Source organism: Protofrankia sp. CiP1_Cm_nod1 (genome assembly GCF_920888515.1).
Lineage (GTDB): Bacteria > Actinomycetota > Actinomycetes > Frankiales > Frankiaceae > Protofrankia.
In genome coordinates, this window is record NZ_CAKKTM010000389.1 from 1 (window position 1) to 19657 (window position 19657).

Sequence of the window (19657 nt, forward strand, 5' to 3'; positions counted from 1 at the left end):
CTCATCTTGGCAGGTAGGGGCCGCGAGCTGGTCGTCGAGGAGGCGGCCGTCGCCTCTCGCATCACGTTTAGAATCAGGCGATCAACCAGAGAGGAACGGCGATGACAACGGTGCGCACCCACCCGGGCAAGAAGGCCACGGCGACACGACAGCGCATCCTCGACGCCGCAGCCAAGATCTTCCGTCAGAACGGCTACACTGGGACGCGCCTCACGGACATCGCCGCGGCGGCACAGATACAAGCCGGCAGCCTCTACTACCACTTCGCCTCGCGGGAAGGCCTGGTCCAGGAAGTCCTGCGTGTCGGCCAGCAGCGCACGAACGACTTCGTCATGGGCAAGGTCTCCGCCGCACCTCCCAACGCGAGCGGCCTTGACCGGCTCCGCATCGCCGTGCACGCCCATCTCGAAGCCGTCCTCGAGATCGGCGACTACACTGCGGCCACTCTACGCATCTTGGGGCAGGTCCCTGAAGAGATCCGCACTCAGGCCCTCGCGCTGCAGCGGGAGTATGGCCAATGGTGGCGGGAGCTGTTCGAGGACGCGCAGCGTGACGGCGAGCTGCGTCAGGACCTTGACATCTCCGCGTGCCGCATGCTCGTTCTGGGAGCCATGAACGCCTCCCCCGACTGGTTCCACCCAGACCAGCCGAAGGGACTCACGATCAGTGATCTTGAGGAGCAGTTCGCCGCGATGTTCCTCGACGGGCTCGGGACCTCCAAGGGAAAGCGGCGCCGGTCACACAAGATCATATTTACCCTCACATCCGATGCGCACGAGGAGTCCGCAGCAGAGACACGTGGCGCCGCGACGACCGCTCGGATCCTCGACGCGGCCGCGAAGATTTTTCGCGAGAACGGCTATGCCGGAGCCCGGCTCGTGGACGTCGCGACCGAGGCCGACATGCAGACCGGCAGCCTCTACTACCACTTCGCCTCGCGCGAGGACCTGGTGGTGCACCTGCTGCACAATGCCTGGGAACGCACTGACAACATGGTGAGGCGTAGTGTCAACGACCTACCCACACGCACCGCGCCTATCAACAAGCTGGCGATGGCCATAACCGCGCACCTGCTGTCCGTCCTGGCCTGGGGTGACTACACCTCGGCCATGCTGCGCATCCTCGGACAGGTGCCGGACGGCGTCCGAGCCACCATCCTTCCGCTGCAGCGGACCTACCTCGGCCTGTGGCGGGGCTTGCTCAACGACGCTGCCGACGCCGGGGACATCCGCTCCGACCTCGATCTGTCGGTGGTCCTGATGATGCTGGCGGGTGCCCTGAACTGGACGGTCGAGTGGTACCACGCCGACCACCACCTGGCTCCGGAGCAGCTGGCGGAGCAGTTCTGCATCCTCGTCCTCGAGGGCATGTCGACACGACGCCGGGGTACGCGTCGACGGAGCGTGTGACATACACTGGACTCGAACCTAGATTAGAAATTAGGCTGTCGGCAACTCCCCCGGGGAAGGACGTCCATGACCAGCCTGCTGTCCTACGGCTCCTACATTCCATACCACCGGCTTCGTCGGAGCGACATGCAGGCGGCTCTCGGCGCTTCGGGAGGGAGAGGCTCACGCGCCGTGGCGTCGTACGACGAGGATGTCGTCTCCATGGCGGTGGAGGCTGGCTCGGCGGCTTTACGGGGACAGCGCTGTCTGCCTGAGCGGCTCTATTTCGCCACCTCCTTCCCTCCCTACCTGGACAAGACCAATGCGGCGGTGGTGCACGCCGCGCTCGGACTTGACCGGGCGACGCTGGCGGTCGACATGGCTGGCTCACCGCGGTCGGTCATCGGCGCACTGTTGGCCGCGAGCGAGGCACGAGTCCCGGCCCTCGCCGTAGTCGCCGACATACGCACCGGGCTGCCCGGGAGCAGCGACGAGCGAGAGGGCGGCGACGCGGCCGCAGCGTTCTTGTTCGGACGCGGCACGTCGGAGACACCCGAGCTCGCGACCGTCCTGGCGTTCGCCTCGACCACGGAGGAGTTCCTGGAGCGGTGGCGGACACCCGGCGAAAAGGCTTCCCATACCTGGGAGGAGCGCTTCGCCGAACATGTCTACCGACCGCTGGCTGAGGAGGCGTTCACCACCTCGCTGAAAGCAGCCGATCTCGCCCCTGGCCAGATCGACCACCTTGTCGTGAGCGGCCTGGCCGCCCGCGCGGTACGGCAGTTCGCGCAGGCCAGCGGCGTACGTCCCGAAGCCGTGGTCGACAACCTGGCAGACCGCATCGGCAACCCCGGTGCGGCCCAGCCCGGGGTACTGCTCGCCGCAGCTCTGGACCGCGCTGGCGCTGGCGAAAACGTCGCGCTGGTCCACCTCGCCGACGGTGCGAGCGCTCTGCTGATGCGAACCACGGAGCACCTGCTGTCCCGGCGGTCCCCGACCGGTGTGCTAGGGCAGGTGGATGGCTCACACGGCGAGCTCAGCTACACAGCCTTCCTCACCTGGCGGGGAATGCTCGACCGCGAGCCACCCCGGCGACCGGAGCCGGACCCGCCCGCGGCGCCGCCAACACGCCGGTCCGCCGGCTACAAGCTCGCCTTTCAGGCGGCTCGGTGCGACGCGTGCGGAGCGGTCAACGTACCACCGGGAAGGGTGTGCTTTGCGTGTTCTGCAGCCGACCAGATGTCGCAGCGATCGCTGCGTGACACGCCTGCGACGGTGGCGACGTTCACTGTTGACCGTCTCGCGTTCACACCGAGCCCACCGATGGTGGCCGTCGTCGTCGACTTCGACGGGGGCGGTCGGTTCCGATGCGAGCTCGCCGACGCGACCCCGGCCGACGTGCGTATCGGCCTGCGTGTCGGCCTCACGTTCCGACGCCTGCTGACTGCCGACGGCGTGCACAACTATTTCTGGAAGGCACGACCGCTTCACGAAGACGGAACGAGGCTCTGATGGCATCAAGAGGCATCTGTGATCGGGTCGCAATCGTAGGCATGGGCTGCACAGCGTTCGGCGAGCACTGGGACCGCGGCACGGACGACCTCCTTGTCGAGGCGGTGGGGACAGCCACGCAGAGCACGTCTGTCGCGATCGACGACGTCGACGCCTTCTGGCTGGGCACCTATATGTCAGGGGTCTCGGGTCTGACGCTGAGCCGTCCGCTCCGGATCCGCGACAAACCCGTCAGCCGCGTTGAGAACATGTGCGCGACAGGATCCGAGGCGCTGCGCGGCGCCGCGTATGCCGTCGCCAGTGGTGCCTACGACATAGCCATGGCCGTCGGCGTCGAGAAGTTGAAGGACTCCGGCTACTCCGGCCTGACCCGCCAGTCGATTCCGGGTGACGGGACGGGCGGCACGCTTGGCACCACGACGGCACCAGCCAACTTCAGCCTCCTAGCACCGGCCTACGGTCGGAAGTACGGCGTGGACGAAGACCAGTTGAAGGAGGTCTTCACGCGTATCGCCTGGAAGAACCACAAGAACGGTTCCCGGAACCCGCGAGCCCAGTTCCGAAGAGAAGTGACCAGGGAGACCATCGCTTGCTCCCCACTGGTCGCCGGCAGCCTCGGCGTGTTCGACTGCTCCGGTGTGTCGGACGGGGCAGCGGCAGCGATCGTGGTACGGGCCGAGGATGCGTACCGCTACACCAAGCGCCCCCTGTTCGTGAAGGCGTTGTCCTTCGTGTCTGGGGCAGCAGACGGCAACGTCGACCCGGGCTACGACTTCACGACCTTTCCGGAGGTCGCGGCGTCCGCAAGGGAGGCCTACCGCCAGGCGGGCGTGTCCGACCCTCGGGCGCAGATTGCGATGGCTGAGGTGCACGACTGCTTCACCGTCACCGAGCTCGTCCTCATGGAGGATCTCGGCTTCGCCCCCCGCGGAACCGCGTGGAAGGACGTCCTGGCCGGGACATTCGACCTGGACGGTGCGCTGCCGGTCAACCCCGACGGCGGGCTGAAGGCCTTCGGTCATCCTGTGGGGGCATCGGGGCTCCGTATGCTCTATGAGTGCTGGCTGCAGCTTCGTGATGAAGCCCCGGACGAACGCCGTATCGCCAGCACGGGAAAGACCATGGGCTTGACCCACAACCTCGGCGGAGGTCCTGGCGAGTGCGTGTCGTTCGTGTCCATCGTCGGGACGGAGCGCTCGTGATCGCCGGCTGCATAGCTACGCTCCAAACCGAGCCAAACGGGACAGCAAACGGACAGCTCCAGGAAATGAAGGACCTTTCATGACCTACGTCATTGGTGATGCCTGTGTCGACGTCAAGGACAACTCCTGCGTCAAGGAATGCCCTGTGGACTGCATCTACGAGGGCGATCGGTCGATGTACATCAACCCGACCGAGTGCATCGACTGTGGCGCCTGCGAGGCCGTGTGCCCGGTCCGTGCTATCTCTGCTGACGTGGACCTCCCTGGGGAGCTGCTGCACCTCGCGGCCAGGGCCGAGGCACTCTTCGCTGAGATCGGCGACCCGGGTGGGGCCCGCCGCCACGGCCCGTTGAACGGGGACCACCCCGCCATCGCGGCGATGCCACCCAAGTCGGCGACGGCCTGACAGCGTGGAGGGCCGGTCTCGATGTCGGCGCTCCTGGCGGACACTCCGTGAGCCGCCTCATCCAATCCCGACGGTCAGTACCAGTACGGGGTGACGCTGCATGCGTCACATCAGCCGCTCCGTGACGCTAGCGCCTCGTAATTCGCCGTCTTTACCGGTGGTTTGTTGTGATCGGCAGTTCGTGATCCGTGATCTACGGGGGTAGGTAGAGGCGGAGCCGGTGTCCGGCGGCGAGCGTGTCGATCAGTTCGCGGAGTGGGTGGGGCATCGGGGCGGTGGTCCAGGCCTGCCAGAGGCGTAGCAGGAGGCACAGGGGGGTCAGGCAGGCGCGGACCTGTCGGAGGCTGACCGGCCAACACGGCGGTGTGGTGGTGCGGGTCGTTGTCCGCGTGTCGTCGGGTGGGAAGGGCGTGGGTGGCTCGGCGGGGGTGGTGTTGTCGTGCCAGCACAGGCTGAACGCGCAGTTCACCAGGGTCCAGTGGCGGGCGATCGCGGTGGCGGAGCGGACCTGGAAGTCGGCCCAGCCCAGTTCGTGTTTGACCTGCTTGTAGTCCTGTTCGACCCAGCCACGCAGCCCGTAGAGGCAGACGATCTCGTCGTAGGTGGCGGGTGGGAACGCCGGCGCCGCCGTGGTGGGCAGGTCCGGGCGGGGCAGGGTGGTGGCCAAAGACCAGGTGCTGGTCGCCGGCAGGGTCGCCGGGTCGGAAGTGGCCACGACCAGCCGCAGGGGCCCGCCGATCCGGTACGGGCCCACCCGGCAGTCGGTGGCCCACCAGGTCTCGGTGTGCCCGTCGCGGTAGGCGCGCCGCACCGGTGTCCACTGGCCGGGCCGCTCAGGGCTGGTCCAGACCCGGGCGCGGGCGGCCTGGGCCGGGGTACGCAGGTCGGTGTCCTCGTCGGGGCGGGACAGTTCCTGGTGCGGTTTCAATGCCAGCACGAACGGCACCCCGGCCTCGCGCAGCCCGGTGACCAGGCCGGGGCTCTCGGACGGGCCGTAGAAGCAGTCGGCGACCACCGCGCGGAAGCCGACGCCGGCGGCGCGGGCATCGGCGACCAGGGCGGCGGCGAGCTGCCCCTTGGTCCGAAACGACGGGTCGGCCCGCCCGTCGGGCAGGCAGTGCGCCGGGAGGTAGAGCCGGGTGTGCAACGGGTGGTAGACCCACTCGTCCGCCCAGACGGTGGACACCGCGACGACACCGCGCTCGATACCGCCCCGGGAACCGATGTACTGACGGGACACCCCCGCGGTGGCATGCCCGCTCTTACGGTCCCCGGAATCGTCCAGGACCAGCACCCCACCCGGGTGCGGCGCGCTGTCCGAGGACACCAACAGCAACTCGACCCGCCTACTGTTGATCTTTTCGTGGTCCCACGGCGACTCCGACAGGAACCACTGCAGCCGCTGGACCTCCCGATGCTGCGCGCCGGCCACCGGCTCCGCCCCGGCCAGACAGGTCAACGTCTTGTTCCGGTCCCGCGGCAGCAGCAGACCGACCAGGTAGTCCCGGAACCCCCGCCGCTGCGCACGCGAGGCGAACAGGCCGTCGAAGCGGGACGCGTACACCTCCACCGGCGCCGGAGCCGGCAGGCACGGCAGCCGCTCTGTCATCGCGATCACCTCCGCGACCGAACCACTCCTTCCCTACCCGGCACAGCCAGCGAATTCCTGGCCACCCATACATGACCAAACGATCACAACAAACCACCGCTACTTACCGTTGTTGTCGACAATTTTCTTGATGCCGGCCTGGACAAGCTGGACCTTGGCGAGGATCTCGTCCACGGTCGCGGTCCAAGCGAACAGCGTGGGATTGGCGTTCCCATGGACGATGTAGTCCCGGATCCGCTTGATAAGAATCTTCACGAAGATACACATAGCGCGGCTGATCGACTGGTGGGCAATTATACCGAACCCGGTTTCGAGCTGGTTGATCCACGACGATCCGACCGGAGTAAAGCGGAAATAAGCGGAATCACGAGATACTAGTACTCCAGTGACAGTGATCCTTACGTGGTCGCGGCCCGCGCGACGTCCGTCTGGTTGGTTCGGATCCGGGTTCGGAAGTGGTAACGGCGGGCGCGTGCCTGGTGGCGACGGCGCCAGTCCGACCACCATGTGATCACCGCCGCTGGGATAACAGCCTGTCCGAACAGGGCGAGAACATGCCAGATTTCGTTGAGACTGAACGGGATCATCCCGGTCTCGGCTGGTTCCGGCTGCTCGGGGACCGCGAGGCCATGGCCGTCACGCTGGTAGCCCACCGCCCTCGTCGCAGGTGGGTGCTCCGGCGGGTCCTGTTCGCGAGTCTTCGTGACGGTGACCGCGAGCCAGGCATGCGCGAGCATCGCCAGGGTGATGTGCCGGTACCAGGCGTGGTACATACGGACCTGGAAATGGTCGAGACCGACCTCGTTCTTCGCCGCCTGAAAACATTCCTCTATTCCCCAGCGGCGTCCCGCGACCGTGACCAGGGCAGCGAGGGGAACGGCGCGGGGGCTGTGCGTCAGGTAGAACGCCAGTCCTTTTTTCGCGCCACGGGAACGGCGGATCAGAACCTGCTGCGCCCGGTTCTCCGGTCCGGCGAGATCAGTGGTATCGACCAGCGCCCAGTCATACAACCGAGGGCCTTTCGCGCCATCCGCACTGGAATACGTCTCCCACGCGCCGGCGGGAACCAGTCCGGCGAGAGTGTCGACCCGGCGGCGGCCGACCGCGGTGGTCACCATGGTGTCGCACGCGACCGCCAGCACATAACCGATCCGATGCTCCTCCAGCCAGTCCCGCAGCTCGGCGTCGCCGCCGTACACCTCATCGCCGGCGACCCACCCCAACTCCCGGTGGGACGCCCAGAACCGGCGGACCATGTCCAGCGCCAGCAGCGGCTTCGTCGCGAACCCCCGCCGTCGTGGCACCCCCGCCGCGGCGCACCGATCCCGGTCATCGGTCCAGCTCGTGGGAAGGTAGAGTTCCCGGTCGACCAGCGCCCGCCCTCGTCCGGACACATACGCGGCGAAAACACCGATCTGGCAATTTTCGATCCGGCCCGCGGTGCCCGAGTACTGCCGCTGCACCCCGGCCGACAGGGTTCCTTTCTTCACAAACCCGGTCTCGTCGACGACCAGAACACCATCCGCCTCGGCCAGGTTCTCGATCACATACGACGTGACGACGTCACGCACCCGATCGGCGTTCCACACATATCCGTTCAGTAGCCGCTGCATCTTCTGCGGGCCCTCTTGCCCGGTGAATTCCGCGAGCGTCCACCCGTTCTTCCGCTCCGTCCGAGACAACAACCCGGCCACATACGCCCGTGCCTGCACCCGAGGCTGCTCCGACCCGAAACACGGATCGATGCGGCTCAGTAGCTCCTCCAAACCGGCCTCCCACACCGCCACGTCCGACCCGGATACACTCTGCTCCGCGGCCACCGCGGATTCCTCGGTTGTTCTCACAAACTACGGAGAATCACACGGTGGCACCCGTTCGGACGCCACGCCGCCACCCCACACAGAGACCACACGCCGGCCACTGTCACTGGAGTACTAGCCGAACATCCCGCGGCATCGCGTACCGCGACGACCGAAAGCTCGCTGATGCCGCCAGCAACCAGCCTTCAAGTGGGCAGCCCGTCTGATTCCGGTCGTTGGACAATCCGGCCGTTCTTGCGCAGCACATAGTCGTCCAGGTCGACCGAGCGCGTCATCGTCCAGTAGTCGACAACGCGCCAGGGCATCGCGGTCACCACGCGGCCTTTGGAGTTGCGGTACCACGTGTCCATGCCCTGGTGCGTCCACACCATCCGCTGGTGCGCCTCGTCGAGCTCCTGGTTGTACCGATCACTGACCTCCGGCCTGCACACGAGGGAGCTGATGCCCTCGCGAAGCATGTGCTGCAGAGCATCGATGATGTAGTTGATCTGGCTCTCCGCCAGGTAGATGAAGCTGCCGCCGTGACCGAGGTTCGTGTTCGGCCCATACATGAAGAACAGGTTCGGAAAACCTGGCGCTGTGATACCCAGGTACGCGCGAGCATCGTCCGCTCCCCACAGGTCCTGAAGCACCTGTCCATCTATGCCGGTGACCTGGTAACGGACGGGGTTGTGGGCCTCGAAGCCCGTGGCGAGGACCACGACGTCCGCCGGCCGCTCCTCCCCATCAACAGTGACGACTCCCGTCTCTGTCAACGCCGCGACCCCAGCCGTGATGAGCTCCACCTGCGGCTTCTTTAGCGCGGCGAACCACCCGTTGTCCAGCAGCATCCGCTTCCCGAACGGCGGGTAACTGGGCAGGGCCTTCTCCACAAGGTCAGGCCTGCCCTCAAGCTCTCCCATCAGGTACGCCGTGAAGAACTTGCGGTGTGCGTCGTTGACAGCGTTCAGTGAACGTTCCGGGTACGCCCACGCAGGGTCCTTCTGCAACGACGCGTGAATCCGGTCGTTGTAGGCCCAGGCAAGCTTGGAGCGGTACCAGGCGCGGTAGAACGGCACCTTATCCATGAGCCAGTGCACCCGCCCATCAACCGGCCGGAAGTAGTTGCTGTTCGGCGACACCCACTGGGGTGAGCGCTGGTAGACGTCGAGGGCTCCCACCACGTCGGCGATGGCAGGGACAATCTGCATGGCACTTGCCCCGGTCCCGATGACAGCGACACGTTTGCCGGTCAGGTCCAGACCGTCGGGCCAGCGCGCCGAGTGAAACACCGGCCCCTTGAACTGCTTCATCCCCTCGAGCTGGGGGATTTTCGGAACGTTCAGCTGACCGACAGCCGAGATGAGGACGTTTGCGGTCAGGGCCTCTTCCGCACCGGCCGCGTCCCGGACGATGACTGTCCACAGTTCCGCGTCGTCGTCCCAGGACGCTGCCACCGCCGTGGTCTGGAAGCGGATGTTCCTACGGAGGTCGAAGTGCGTGGCGAGCCCGTCCAGGTACTCCTCGAGCTCCGAGCGCTTGCCGAAGTACGTGCTCCACGCACGCGGGAAGAACGAGAGGGAGTAAAGGTGACTCGGGGTGTCGACCCCACAGCCTGGATAGCGGTTCTCGATCCACGTGCCGCCCACGTTGGCATTCTTCTCGACGACCGTGTGGGCGATCCCGATGTCTCGCAGGTACTTAGAGGCGGTCATGCCCGAGATGCCGGCACCGATGACAACCACGTGAAACTCGCCACCAACAGCAATCGGTACCGGCGCGGGCTTGGGCCGGAACCCCATCTGCTCGGCTGTCATCGCCTCGAAGTCCTCGGGAACCTCCTCGGCGACGCACAGCTCAAGCAGCTCCAGCAGCTGCCGACCCGTTGGAGCGGGCATGGCGACCGGTGCCCCCGCAGCCCAGTCCAACACTGCCTGTTCGACCGCTAAGCGGATCTCCTGCTGCACCACAGGAGGAAGGCCGCCGTCATCGTGGTCGTCCGTGCCACGAGCGCGAGTCGGCCGGTAGGGCGGGCGTGTCCACTTGCGGTCGCCGGTGAGCTGCACCAGCAGCGGTACCAGCGTCGGAATGTTGGCCACGGCCAAGGCTTCGTGCAGCACCACAGGATCGATGTGGGTACGAGCCTCAGTGACCGACATCATCTCTCCCTCCGTGGCGACAGGCCACCTGTCGCCAGCGACGACTCACGTGGAGCGACGCCTGTCCTAATTTAGTTTAGATATTGCCCCCGGGCAAGCGGCCCACCCCTCGCGCTTCGCGTGCAACGGTCGCGCATCGTGCGGTAGTTTGTTGGATCAGGGTGGGAGGTAGAGGTGGAGGCCGTGCCCTGTACCGACCGCGGTGATCAGGGCTTGGACGTCATCGGGCGGGGGTGCCGGTGACCAGGCGTGCCAGCAGCGTTGCAGCATGATCCAGGGGGGTTAGCCAGCTGCGGACCGCGCGCAGTGTCACCGGCCAGGACGGCCGCGCCGGCGGGCGGGCTGCTGTGGAACCCCCTCTCTCGCCGGTCGTGCCCACTGCCGGGGTGTTCCTGCCCGGGGGGCGTCTCGGTGAGGGGGGTATGCATCCAACAGAACGAGAACGCGCAGAACACCAAGGTCTGGTGGCGGCGGATCGCGATGTCGGAGCGGACCTGGAAATCAGCCCAGCCCAGTTCGTCCTTGACCTGCTTGTAACCCTGTTCGATCCAGTTCCGGATCCCGTGGATCCGCACGAGCTCGGCCAGGTCGGCGGGCGGGTGCGGGCTGTCGGTCTCGCGTGCCGATCCCGGACGGGGCAGGTTGGTCGCCAGATACCAGCTGCTGTTCTCCGGCAGCCGGGCCGGGTCGGTGGTCGCCACCACCAGACGGATGGTCCCCTCCGGCCCCCACCAGCCCAGCCGGGCCTCAGCTGCCCACCACAGGGCGGTGCGCCCGTCCCGGAACGTGCGGGTCACCGCTGTCCAGTTCCCGGGGTTGTCCGGGCCGCCCCAAGCCAGGTCTCGGGCGGCGTCGACCGGGGTACGGGCGTCGGGTCCGTAGGCCCAGGTGCCCCGGTGGGGTCTGAGGGCCATGACGAACGGCAGCCCCGCGGCGGCCAGCTCGCCGCGGAAGGCGTCGTGGTCGCCGTAGGCGCAGTCCGCCGCCACCGCCCGGAACGCCACCCCGGCCGGGCGGGCCCGCCGGGCCAGGTCCACCGCGATCTGCGGCTTGGTCCGGAACCCGGGATCGTTCTTACCTTTCGGGAAATGGTGGGCGGGGGTGTAGGGCCGGGCGTGCAGCGGATAGTAGAGCCGTTCGTCTGCCCACAGCGTGCTCACCGTGACCACCGCGCTGTCGGTCTTGCCGTACCGGCCCAGCCACTGGCGGCCCACATGCGCGGTGGCCGTGCCGTCCTTGCGATCCCCGGAATCGTCGATCACCAGCACCCCAGCCGCATGCGAGGCGGTCCGCGGATCGGCCTGCAGCAGCGCCACCCGCCGGGTATTGATCTTCCCTGGGTTCCACACCGACTCCGCGAGGAAGAACTGCAGCCGCTGCACCGCCGGATGGGTAGCGCCCACCACCGGCTCGGCCCCAGCCAGGCAGGTCAACGTCTTGTTCCGATCCCGCGGCGCGAGCAGCCCGGTCAGATACTCCCGGAACCCCCGCCGCTGCCCCACCGCCGAGAACAGATCATCGAACCGGACGGCGTAATCCTCCAACGGGCCCGGCGCGGGCGGGCACGGCAGACGTCTGGTCATCGTCAGACCCCCTCACCTCGGAGACGTCCGACAGCGCAGACCTACCCCCACAACCCTGATCCAACAAACTACCGTTAGTAGGCAGGGTGGCGGCCCGGCTGTCGCGCGTGGGTCGGGCGCCGGGTCCGCGGCCCGGATGGTGTCGTGGGGGAAGAACCTGCTGGTCAGGTGGCTGGGGGTAAGGCGTGTAGCGAACCCCCAGCATCGCCTGGTACTGGCGGATCTCAGTCAGATGCCAGGTTCCAGGTCTGGTCGAGCGACTTTGTTTTGTCGGAGGTGCTGGTAGAGGACGTGGCGGATCGGGTCGTCGGGTGGGGGGCTGGACCGTTCCCGCTCAACGCAACAGACCCCGGCTGTCGTGCGCCCATGTTTTCCAGCAGAGCGCACTGGCAGCCAAGCGCAAGACGACGAAACCCGAACCCGACGTCAGGTCCCCAAACCGTACCAAAGCCCCAAAAGCTTACAGAATACCCAGTTGCGAGCCCGCCCTTGCCCCTGTTTGGACACTGCTGTAGATTCTAATCTAACAAAGGTTTAACTTAGCGTTGGAGTGGACTCGGCGGATCGCGCGTGACGTGGATGAGGATCGAGTTGTCGGTCTGCCGGAAGGGTGGTCAGCTCAGGTAGCCGGAAACTATCAGGTGGGCGGTTCGTGGCTACGGCGAGTCGCTGGGCCTCTATGCCGAGATCGGGGCACCCGCACATTCGACGTGCTGGGTTCGCGCAGTTCCGGTCATTTCGGTTGTTCGCCAAGTCCTGGCAGCAAAGTCATCGGGCCGCCTACCCGCTGGTTAGGGCCCGTAATGGATTAAGTGACGCCATCGCAACGCCCTGACCTGCGTAGACGCCTCGCAAGAAAGTCACTTATTGTATTCCAGCTCCTTGGACGAGGAGTATCGAGATGAACATACGAGCCCAGCGCCTGTGCGCGTGGTGCGGACCTGTCTTAGCAGTGTTATTCTTTATTGGATTCTGGCTGATCGCTGACTTCATACCGCCGCCGTCACCTGCCGAAAGTCCTGACCAGGTGGCGGTGAGATTCCGCGAACACGCGAACCAGATTCGTTTCGGTCTCCTGCTGACTCTCTATGCCGGCACGCTGACGGTCCCGTGGGTCGCGGCAGTCTCGGTGCAGCTCAAGCGGATAGAGGGGCAGTTCTCCCCCCTCACCTACGCACAGCTCGGGCTCGGGGTGCTTCTCCCGCTCGAGTTCGTCGTCCCCATCTACTTCTGGCAAACCGCCGCTTTCCGCTCCGAGCGCTCTCCCGAAATCGTCCAGACCCTGAACGACCTGGGCTGGTTGCCGTTCACGGGTCTAGTCTACACCATCGTCGCGCAGGCCATCGTGATCGGGATCGCGATCCTCGCGGACCGCCAGGAAAAGCCAATCTTCCCCCGCTGGTCCGGCTACTTCAGTATCTTGGCCGCCCTGCTGTTCTGCCCGGCGGGCTTCGACGTCTTCTTCAAGGACGGCCCGCTGGCATGGAACGGCCTGATTGCCTGGTGGGTGCTGGTCGTCGTGTTCTTCCTGTGGCTGATTGTGCTGTCGGTTGTGCTGCTCGATGCCATACGGCGCCAGGAGGAAGAAGGTCAGGCGAACCGAGCGGAAGCGGTCAGCCAGCAGTGACCAGATGGGTCGCCGGGCAGGCCAGCGACGTGCGGCCAGTGCTCTCGCAGGCAGCCGCCGGGGATCTGTTGTATTCAGCGGAGTCAATATGGAGGGCGGGGTCAAACGGTCGTAGCGACTCCCCGATAGGATGATCGTGTTGGCGTCGAGTGGCTGGATGGTGGATGGGTCGGCGGTGACTTCGACTGGCCGGCGGCCAGATCGCGATACTTACTGGCCAGCACGTCGATGACCGGGCCGTCCTGGCCGACGGCCCGGTACCGGTAGATCCACCGTCTGGAGACCTTCACATAGGTCTCGTCAACACACCACCGATCTCCAGGAATGTGCCGGCAAGGCCGGGCTGCGTCGATCAGCAGCGGGGCGAACTGTTGCACCCACCGGTAGACGGTCATATGATCGATGGCCAGGCCGCGTTCGGCGGGGAGCTCCTCGACGTCCCGATAGGACAGGGCATAGCGCAGGTATCAGCGGACCGCCGGCACGCTTCCCCTCGGGCAGGAACCGGCAATCCGGTGAAGTCCGAGGCGGGGACCGGTGGACGGACGGGACCTCGGCGCATCCACCTACGATTCCTGATCGAGGAACTCACGGATGCAACAGACCCAGGTGCCGGCCTCGACGGTCCGGCGAGAACACCACATCCCGGGCGAGGCCGGGCTGTGGTTGCTGCTCTTCGGCGACATGACGGTCTTCGCCGTCCTGTTCTGTGTCTACCTGAACCAGCGCGGTAAGCAGCTGGAGGTTTTCGCTCATTCGCAGGGCACCCTGAACCGCGACTTGGGGGCGCTGAACACGCTGCTGCTTCTGTCGAGCTCGCTGCTCGTCGTGTTAGCGACGCGCGCGGTCAGGGGAGCGGCCCGGCGCAGCGCTCCGCGCCTGCTGGTCGGCGCGATCGCGTTCGGGCTCGGGTTCGTCGCGGTGAAGGTCGTCGAGTACCACGACAAGATCGCCATGGGGATGACTCCGGACGTCAACAAGTTCTACATGTACTACTTCGTGCTGACCGGGTTGCACCTGGCGCATCTGTTCTTCGGCCTCGTTGTGCTCGTCGTCCTGTTCACACTGTCCCGGAAGGCTGAGCTCAGCGAGGGGCAGTTCGTGCTCTTCGAGGGCGGCGCATGCTTCTGGCACATGGTCGATCTGCTCTGGATAGTTATATTCCCGCTGCTCTACCTGGTGAGGTGAACGATGAGTTCCGTGGTGCGCACGCGTGCGACCGGTGTGTGGCTCATCCTCGTCCTTGCGACGTCGCTGTCTTGGGTGCTGGGTACCGACCATGGCCTCAGCAACGACGGGCATCGGATGGCGAGCGTTGCGATCCTGGTCGTCGCGCTGTTCAAGGCCAGGCTCGTTGGTCTCTACTTCATGGACCTCCGCAACGCACCGGCGGTTTTGCGCGGGTTGTTCGAGGGGTACTGCGTCGCCGTCTGCGCCGTGACGATCTCGCTGTTCCTCCTCGCTTAGATGCTGGGTTCCTCAAGGCCGGGGTAGACCGGAGGAATCCAGCACCAGAGCGCGACGGCGAAGTCGGGCTCGGTGACGGCCCGGACGTCGTCGACGGTCACGCCCGGTGCGAGCTCGCGCAGCACCAGTCCTGCGGGCTCGATGTCGAGCACAGCGAGGTCGGTGATGACGCGCTGGATGCACGCGCGGCCTGTGTAGGGCAGCGAGCACTCTCGTACGATCTTGGGTGAGCCGTCTTTGGTGACGTGCTCCATCATCACGATTGAGCGCTTGGCTCCGTGCACGAGGTCCATCGCGCCGCCCATCCCCTTGACCATCTTTCCGGGGATCATCCAGTTGGCCAGGTCGCCCTTCTCCGACACCTGCATGGCGCCGAGGATCGCGACGTCGATGTGACCGCCGCGGATCATCCCGAACGACGTCGCGCTGTCGAAGTACGAGCCGCCCTTATTGAGGGTGACGGTCTCCTTGCCAGCGTTGATGAGGTCGGGGTCGACGGCGTCCTCGGTCGGGTACGGCCCGACGCCGAGCATGCCGTTCTCGGACTGCAGCACGACGTGTACGCCGTCCGGCACGTAGTTGGGTACCAGGGTAGGCAGGCCGATCCCGAGGTTGACGTACTGCCCGTCCGCGAGCTCGAGGGCGACCCGCGCTGCCAGCTCGTCCCTAGACAGCACGGACGGTCCTCCGCTCGATCCGCTTCTCCACGGACACCTGCACCACGCGCTGCACGAAGATTCCCGGGGTGTGCACCAGGGCCGGATCCAGGTCGCCGGGCTCCACGACCTCCTCGACCTCCGCGATCGTCACGCGACCCGCAGCGGCGCAGAGTGGGTTGAAGTTCTGCGCCGACTTCTCGTAGACGAGGTTGCCGTGCCGATCGCCGTAGCGGGCATGCACGAGGGCGTAGTCGCAGACGATCGCGTGCTCCAGCACGTACTCCACACCGTCGAAGGTGCGGACTTCCTTGGGCTCCGACGCCTTCGCCGCGCCACCCGACCCGTCGTACCGGAGAGGAAGCCCCCCGAGGGCGACCTGTGTCCCGACGCCACCGGGGGTGTAGAAGGCGGGGATACCCGCGCCGCCGGCACGGAGCCGCTCGGCGAGCGTGCCCTGCGGGACCAGTTCGACCTCGAGCTCGCCGGACAGGAACTGCCGCTCGAACTCCTTGTTCTCCCCGACGTAGGAGCCCGTGGTGCGGCTGATCCGTTTGGCTCGCAGAAGCGAGCCCAGGCCCCACCCGTCGACGCCACAGTTGTTGGAGACCGTCTTGAGGTCGTCGACCCCGGTTTCCAACAGCGCCTCGATGAGAGCCTGCGGGATGCCGCAGAGCCCGAACCCGCCAACGGCCAGCGACGACCCGCAGGCGATATCCGTGACCGCTTCGGCGGCACTGCCGACGATCTTGTTCACCGCTTCCCCTCTCCAAAAACGAATTATAGTTAGAAACTAACGTCTTGCAAGCACTTCTCGTGGGATGAAAAGCACTCAAAGGGTCATTAACTCAAAACGGAGGAAGGATAAGTGAGAAAAATCACAGATCGACAGGTGTGAGGGCGGCGACTCGTGGGCCGTGCACCTGGGCAGGGAGACGATGGCGCTGAAGCCCGTTGCAAGGCTGCTCGCGGTCGTGAGCGGCGCCGTTCTGGTGACCACAATGACTGCCCAAACTGCGGACAACTGCGACCCGCCGTGGCGGAGTCCGAGGCGAACTTCGATTCTGGCGGTCATCATGATCGAGGGATCTGGGTCGGCGGTTCAGGCACACCTGTTCTCGAGCCCGCGCCTGCTCCTGCTGGACGAGGTGTCGATGGGACTGGCGCTCGCTGTGGTGGACGAGATCTTCGCCTTTCTCGACCTGCTGGCTCAGGAAGGCTCCAGTCTGCTGCTGGTCGAGCGGTACGTCACGCGGGTGCTCGCCCGTGGGGACTACGTCTACCTGCTCAACCGCGGTCAGGCTCGCTTCGTCGGCGAGCTGACGGAGTGCGAGAGCTCGGACATCTTCAAGGAGCGCGTCGACGTCGACTAGCGATCTTTGGTCTGTGGGTTCTTCACATCTGTGTCACGTTTCAGGCTGCGGGTGCGAGCCGGGCGTGGTCGATGTAGCTGTCGACGTGGCGATCGAGGATGCGGAGCGCGTCGCGCAGCTCGGGTGGGGCCTGGGGCTGGTCGGCCGCGGTAAGCGGGACGAGGAGCCGGTTGTAGACCTTGGTGTAGAAGACGGCGATGCGGATGCCGTCGTCGGTGAGCGTGTAGCGGTTGCGGTGCGGTAGCCGGCGGATCAGGCCGGCCAGGCGCAGCCGGCGCAGGTCATAGGTCCTCTGGCCGGGGCGGTAGTCGCTGCCGAGCAGCCCAGCGATCAGGACACGTAGGTTCTTGTTGGTGAAGCCGGTCGCGGTGAGCAGCGTCTGACACAGGGCGCCGGTCAGGGCCATGACCCGTGGATCACCGAACCGCAGGGCCGGGGTCCGCCGCCCCTCCGTGTCGACGGTGGGGTGCGTGATCCGCTCGAAGGCCGGACTCGCGAGGACACAGCCCTGGCCGACCCGTTCAGCGTCCAGGATCCGGCGGTTGGCCGCACGGGCCTTGGACTGCAGCTCGGGCAGGTGGCGCAGGCGGGCGTTGCAGCCCAGGTCCCGCGGGGCGTTGATGACGGTCTCGATCCGCATGGCCCGACCGTCCTTGAGGTACTGCTTGATGCGGGAGTGCTTGTAGAAGACGTTGACCACGCCACCGCCGTTGTCGCGGCGGTCGATCGCGGTGCGGAAGGTTCCCTTCATGTCACGGCGGATGAGGCGTCCGAAGATGATTTCCCCGTTGTGCGGGCGGCCGAGGTCGAGGTTGTCGGCGATGAGCGCCTCGAAGAAGCCGCGGGCGTGCCGGGGCGCGTCGAACACGAGGGTGCGGGAGATCTCGATCTGGCGCATGGAGGTTTCCCACCAGTAGCCGGCGTCCCGGTCGGTGGCGGTGAGCGGCAACGGCAGCCGGGCCAGCCAGCGCTGCACGAACACGTCGATCGCGCCCGGGTTCAGCCGGTCGCAGATCTCCTGCAGCGCGGCCGGGCCGGCGGCGGCGGCGAACCCGTTGGACAGCTCGGCAAAGCCGATCCCGGCCCGGGTCGCCTGGCGTTTGGCCCACGCGTGCCCGCCCCGCCAGATCTTCGCCGGATACGGGAAGTAGCTGCACATCTTGATGAACGCCGGGCCGAAGTCGGCGTCCCACACGGAGAAGTAGGAGCAGGACACCCGCCGGTCGGTTTTGGTGAACGACCACTGCACCGCCCCGGTGGCGGTGTGGCGTTCGTAGGCGGTCCAGACCCGCTGGAACTCCTGGGCCACCCAGGTCGCGGCGACCCCGGACCGTCCGGTCGCGGCCTGGCGATCCAGATGCGGACGCATCAGCTCCAGCTTGCCGCCCACGTCGTCCCTGCCGAAGCGCACCCACGGGAGGCCGTTGGCCTCGGCGAACGAGGCGACCGCGCGGCGGAACCGCTGGCCGATCTGGTTGAACAGCGCCGGCGACGGAAACGGGTAGCCCAGGTGACCGGACAGGAACGCCGTGACCTGCGCGCTGGTCTGCAACGTCGGCACGTAGGCGTTGAGATAGATCCGGTCCAGGCACTGGATGTCCAGCGCCACGTGCCCGTCGAGCACCTCGTTGACCGTCACCGTATGCGCACCCATGACCGGCCTCCTGACACGGCTACGGTCGCCAGGATGCGCCGGCCGGCACCGGGGCCGCCAGCCCAGCCGCGCTGCTCGGCGGTCCGAGGCGAAGCCTCACTGCTACTACAGCCGCACTTGTACTACAGCCGCACTTGGTACTCCAGCCGCACTTGGCGGCGGTGATGTGTTCCAGGACGACGGTGGGACTTTCGTGGGGAAGCGCCTCGATATTGTCCGCCTCAACGAGGACCTGGGTGGGATCAAGTCCGGTCTGGCGTGCCGTGACCGTGGCGGCGACGTGCAGCCAGTGAGCGGCTGCGACCGCGGCGGCGGTGGGCTCCACCTCGGTGAACAAACGACTGTCCCCGAAGGGATTGTCAGCCAGGAGCACGTCGGCGGCAGCGACCTGGAGGGGGGAGGCGTCGGCGCGGGTCAGGGCGATGGCCTGGCGGGCCCGTCCGGAGAGGTCACCGCGTTCAGCCTGCTCGACGGCGTCGAGCTCCGCGGAGACATCAGCGAGGATCTGTTCGGTGAGGTTCTGGTTCCCGATCGCGTGGAGGGCGCGCCCGACGCGGTGTGCAGCTTCTTCGACGATCACATAGGACTGCAGCAGGGTGCCGTTGTGAGGTAGGTGAGGGCGCCGGATCACGGCGAGCACACTGGCGAATGCTGTGCGGTCGCTGGCGCGACGCCAGCCTTCGCTGCCGACACGCAGACTCGGTGTGGCACTGGCCGGATGGGTGTAGGTACGCCACGCCGCCGCAGCCAGGAAGGTCAACTGTTCGGCCAACCGGAAGGCGTCGCGCTCGACAACGGCCGTGGGGAGCGTGGCGACGGTTGCGGCCAGATCCCCGGTTCCAGTAGCCCAGGAGACGAGGAGGGCACGCTGGCCAGGGTCGTAGGCATACCGGCTCATCGCAGACCTCCCCTCCCGCCGTCGCCAGGCTGCCGCACATCGGGTGCGCCAGGGAAGCCACAACAGCCCCGGGATACGGACATGCCGTCGATCATCGGTTTTTACAGTCCGTAACCGCGACCGAAAGAGCGACATGTAGTTGCCGTCGCAACGTCACCACCATGTCACCACCAGAACATCTCATAGCTCTTAATGGCGATCTACGTGGCCTGTTCGCGCAGGTCACGGGGGTGGGGCGGGTGGGACTCGAACCCACGACCGACGGATTATGAGAGCCGCACCCGCGATGTTGCGGCGTGCCGTTTGCCGTCACGCCGTGTTATG

Annotated in this window: 15 protein-coding genes and 3 pseudogenes; 8 read left to right on the plus strand and 10 right to left on the minus strand. The window is 66.3% G+C overall.

Annotation, left to right across the window (positions count from 1 at the left end; all coding sequences use genetic code 11):
• Window positions 1-101: 101 nt before the first annotated feature.
• The 4 genes from NBX02_RS17505 to fdxA all read left to right on the plus strand — a co-directional run bounded on the left by NBX02_RS17505 (window position 102) and on the right by fdxA (window position 4508).
• Window positions 102-1409, plus strand: coding sequence for a TetR family transcriptional regulator (locus NBX02_RS17505; protein ID WP_250285368.1), 1308 nt, complete (start codon window positions 102-104; stop codon window positions 1407-1409).
• 66 nt (window positions 1410-1475) lie between these two features.
• Entirely contained in the window at window positions 1476-2900 is a 1425-nt protein-coding gene (locus tag NBX02_RS17510; RefSeq protein ID WP_250285367.1) for an OB-fold domain-containing protein, read from the plus strand.
• The gene (locus NBX02_RS17515; protein WP_445548507.1) at window positions 2900-4102 is read left to right on the plus strand and encodes an acetyl-CoA acetyltransferase; all 1203 of its coding nucleotides are present in this window, start codon (window positions 2900-2902) and stop codon (window positions 4100-4102) included. Before NBX02_RS17510 ends, NBX02_RS17515 begins: the two co-directional genes overlap by 1 nt.
• 79 nt (window positions 4103-4181) lie before the next feature.
• Window positions 4182-4508, plus strand: coding sequence for a ferredoxin (gene fdxA, locus NBX02_RS17520; RefSeq protein WP_250285365.1), 327 nt, complete (start codon window positions 4182-4184; stop codon window positions 4506-4508).
• 215 nt (window positions 4509-4723) lie between these two features.
• Here fdxA and NBX02_RS17525 read toward each other — a convergent pair.
• The 5 genes and pseudogenes from NBX02_RS17525 to NBX02_RS17545 form a co-directional block, all read right to left on the minus strand.
• Window positions 4724-6117, minus strand: a pseudogene (locus tag NBX02_RS17525) (IS701 family transposase); the annotation flags it as partial.
• A gap of 99 nt (window positions 6118-6216) precedes the next feature.
• On the minus strand, window positions 6217-6372 hold the full coding sequence (locus tag NBX02_RS17530; RefSeq protein WP_250285363.1) for a hypothetical protein: 156 nt from the start codon (window positions 6370-6372) through the stop codon (window positions 6217-6219).
• A gap of 143 nt (window positions 6373-6515) precedes the next feature.
• Window positions 6516-7904 carry an IS701 family transposase gene (locus tag NBX02_RS17535; RefSeq protein WP_250285369.1) on the minus strand — a complete coding sequence of 463 codons (1389 nt, stop codon included), beginning with the start codon at window positions 7902-7904 and terminating at the stop codon, window positions 6516-6518.
• Between the two features lie 218 nt (window positions 7905-8122).
• Window positions 8123-10075, minus strand: a complete 1953-nt coding sequence (locus NBX02_RS17540; protein WP_250292258.1) for a flavin-containing monooxygenase — start codon at window positions 10073-10075, stop codon at window positions 8123-8125.
• Between the two features lie 220 nt (window positions 10076-10295).
• A pseudogene (locus tag NBX02_RS17545) lies at window positions 10296-11658 on the minus strand (IS701 family transposase).
• Window positions 11659-12559: 901 nt separating this feature from the next.
• Between NBX02_RS17545 and NBX02_RS17550 the strand changes: the two are divergent.
• Window positions 12560-13285, plus strand: coding sequence for a hypothetical protein (locus tag NBX02_RS17550; protein ID WP_250285370.1), 726 nt, complete (start codon window positions 12560-12562; stop codon window positions 13283-13285).
• Window positions 13286-13435: 150 nt separating this feature from the next.
• Here the strand turns inward: NBX02_RS17550 and NBX02_RS17555 are convergent.
• A pseudogene (locus tag NBX02_RS17555) lies at window positions 13436-13847 on the minus strand (DDE-type integrase/transposase/recombinase); the annotation flags it as partial.
• A gap of 32 nt (window positions 13848-13879) precedes the next feature.
• Between NBX02_RS17555 and NBX02_RS17560 the strand changes: the two are divergent.
• Entirely contained in the window at window positions 13880-14473 is a 594-nt protein-coding gene (locus NBX02_RS17560; protein WP_250292260.1) for a cytochrome c oxidase subunit 3, read from the plus strand.
• Between the two features lie 3 nt (window positions 14474-14476).
• Complete coding sequence (locus NBX02_RS17565) at window positions 14477-14752, plus strand: cytochrome C oxidase subunit IV family protein (protein WP_131790692.1); 276 nt, start codon at window positions 14477-14479, stop codon at window positions 14750-14752.
• Here NBX02_RS17565 and NBX02_RS17570 read toward each other — a convergent pair.
• The gene (locus tag NBX02_RS17570) at window positions 14749-15429 is read right to left on the minus strand and encodes a CoA transferase subunit B (RefSeq protein WP_250287186.1); all 681 of its coding nucleotides are present in this window, start codon (window positions 15427-15429) and stop codon (window positions 14749-14751) included. The genes NBX02_RS17565 and NBX02_RS17570 overlap by 4 nt on opposite strands.
• Complete coding sequence (locus tag NBX02_RS17575) at window positions 15419-16165, minus strand: CoA transferase subunit A (protein ID WP_131790693.1); 747 nt, start codon at window positions 16163-16165, stop codon at window positions 15419-15421. Before NBX02_RS17575 ends, NBX02_RS17570 begins: the two co-directional genes overlap by 11 nt.
• Window positions 16166-16484: 319 nt before the next feature.
• Here NBX02_RS17575 and NBX02_RS17580 point away from each other — a divergent pair, with 319 nt between their 5' ends.
• Window positions 16485-16781 (plus strand): hypothetical protein, encoded by a 297-nt coding sequence (locus NBX02_RS17580; protein ID WP_250287184.1) that lies wholly within the window; start codon window positions 16485-16487, stop codon window positions 16779-16781.
• 40 nt (window positions 16782-16821) lie between these two features.
• On the opposite strand, the gene NBX02_RS17585 is transcribed toward NBX02_RS17580, so the two are convergent.
• Together NBX02_RS17585 and NBX02_RS17590 are read right to left on the minus strand one after the other, a co-directional pair.
• On the minus strand, window positions 16822-18435 hold the full coding sequence (locus NBX02_RS17585) for a hypothetical protein (protein WP_250287182.1): 1614 nt from the start codon (window positions 18433-18435) through the stop codon (window positions 16822-16824).
• A gap of 19 nt (window positions 18436-18454) precedes the next feature.
• Window positions 18455-19333 carry a hypothetical protein gene (locus tag NBX02_RS17590; protein ID WP_250287180.1) on the minus strand — a complete coding sequence of 293 codons (879 nt, stop codon included), beginning with the start codon at window positions 19331-19333 and terminating at the stop codon, window positions 18455-18457.
• Window positions 19334-19657: the final 324 nt, after the last annotated feature.

Excerpts from the sequence above, each read along its gene's own strand:
- NBX02_RS17505 (WP_250285368.1), top strand. The coding sequence starts at position 102 with ATGACAACGGTGCGCACCCACCCGGGCAAGAAGGCCACGGCGACACGA.
- NBX02_RS17510 (WP_250285367.1), top strand. The coding sequence starts at position 1,476 with ATGACCAGCCTGCTGTCCTACGGCTCCTACATTCCATACCACCGGCTT.
- NBX02_RS17515 (WP_445548507.1), top strand. The coding sequence starts at position 2,900 with ATGGCATCAAGAGGCATCTGTGATCGGGTCGCAATCGTAGGCATGGGC.
- fdxA (WP_250285365.1), top strand. The coding sequence starts at position 4,182 with ATGACCTACGTCATTGGTGATGCCTGTGTCGACGTCAAGGACAACTCC.
- NBX02_RS17540 (WP_250292258.1), bottom strand. The coding sequence starts at position 10,075 with ATGTCGGTCACTGAGGCTCGTACCCACATCGATCCTGTGGTGCTGCAC.
- NBX02_RS17550 (WP_250285370.1), top strand. The coding sequence starts at position 12,560 with ATGAACATACGAGCCCAGCGCCTGTGCGCGTGGTGCGGACCTGTCTTA.
- NBX02_RS17560 (WP_250292260.1), top strand. The coding sequence starts at position 13,880 with ATGCAACAGACCCAGGTGCCGGCCTCGACGGTCCGGCGAGAACACCAC.
- NBX02_RS17565 (WP_131790692.1), top strand. The coding sequence starts at position 14,477 with ATGAGTTCCGTGGTGCGCACGCGTGCGACCGGTGTGTGGCTCATCCTC.
- NBX02_RS17580 (WP_250287184.1), top strand. The coding sequence starts at position 16,485 with ATGATCGAGGGATCTGGGTCGGCGGTTCAGGCACACCTGTTCTCGAGC.
- NBX02_RS17585 (WP_250287182.1), bottom strand. The coding sequence starts at position 18,435 with ATGGGTGCGCATACGGTGACGGTCAACGAGGTGCTCGACGGGCACGTG.
- NBX02_RS17590 (WP_250287180.1), bottom strand. The coding sequence starts at position 19,333 with ATGAGCCGGTATGCCTACGACCCTGGCCAGCGTGCCCTCCTCGTCTCC.